This window comes from Microbacterium sp. Leaf351 (assembly GCF_001423825.1).
GTDB classification, from domain to species: Bacteria; Actinomycetota; Actinomycetes; order Actinomycetales; family Microbacteriaceae; genus Microbacterium; species Microbacterium ginsengisoli.
Genome location: NZ_LMPK01000008.1, coordinates 35,974 through 36,888 on the forward strand (window position 1 = coordinate 35,974; position 915 = coordinate 36,888).

A 915-nucleotide genomic window follows, 5' to 3' on the forward strand; every position below is an offset into this window, starting at 1 on the left:
CGTGAGCGAGCGGCGGGAGGCGGCATCCACTGTCGGTGTCAACCCTCGGCAGCGGCCGCATCTCGGCCGTACGGTCATGGCATGACCTCGATCGTCTGGTTCCGCGACGACCTGCGCCTCGCCGACAACCCCGCCCTGCGCGCGGCCGTCGACCGCGGAGAACCGGTGATCGGCCTCTACGTGCTCGACACATCGGAGGAGGTGCGGCCCCTCGGCGGCGCGGCCCGCTGGTGGCTGCACCACTCGCTCGCCGACCTCGGAGAGCGCCTGCGCGAGCGCGGCGGCGCCCTCGTACTGCGCCGGGGCCGCGCTCGCGAGGTGGTGCCGCAGGTCGTGCAGGATGCCGCGGCATCCGCCGTCTTCTGGAACCGCCGCTACGGCGGACCTGCGCGCGAGATGGACACCGCCCTGAAGGCACGGCTGCGGGACGACGGGGTCGAGGTCGCCTCGTTCGCCGCATCGCTGCTGTTCGAGCCGTGGACGGTGCGCACCGGGTCGGGCGGGCACTACGCCGTCTTCACGCCGTTCTGGCGCGCCTGCCTGAACCTGCCGGCGCCGCGCGCGCCGCTGCCCGAGCCCCGCGAGCTCGTCGCGCCGCAGACGCTCCCCCGAAGCGACGCGCTCGACGACTGGGCGCTGCTGCCGACGAACCCCGACTGGGCGGGCGGGCTGCGCGAGACGTGGGAGCCGGGCGAGATCGCCGCGCGCCGGCGCCTTGCGCAGTTCCTCGCCGACGACGTGGACGACTACGACCGTGCGCGCGACGAGCCGGCCGCCGGCGTCACCTCGGGGCTGTCGCCGCGGCTGCGGTGGGGTGAGCTGAGCCCGCACCAGGTGTGGCATGCGGCCGCGGCATCCGGGAAGGACACCGGGCGGTTCCTCTCGGAGATCGGCTGGCGCGAGTTCGCCTGGCAC

General features: G+C 75.0%; 1 protein-coding gene. It reads left to right on the forward strand.

What is annotated here, in order from left to right; translation table 11 throughout:
• Positions 1–81: 81 nt before the first annotated feature.
• A partial coding sequence (locus tag ASG00_RS16670; RefSeq protein ID WP_235559104.1) for a cryptochrome/photolyase family protein occupies positions 82–915 on the forward strand: 834 nt, incomplete at its 3' end.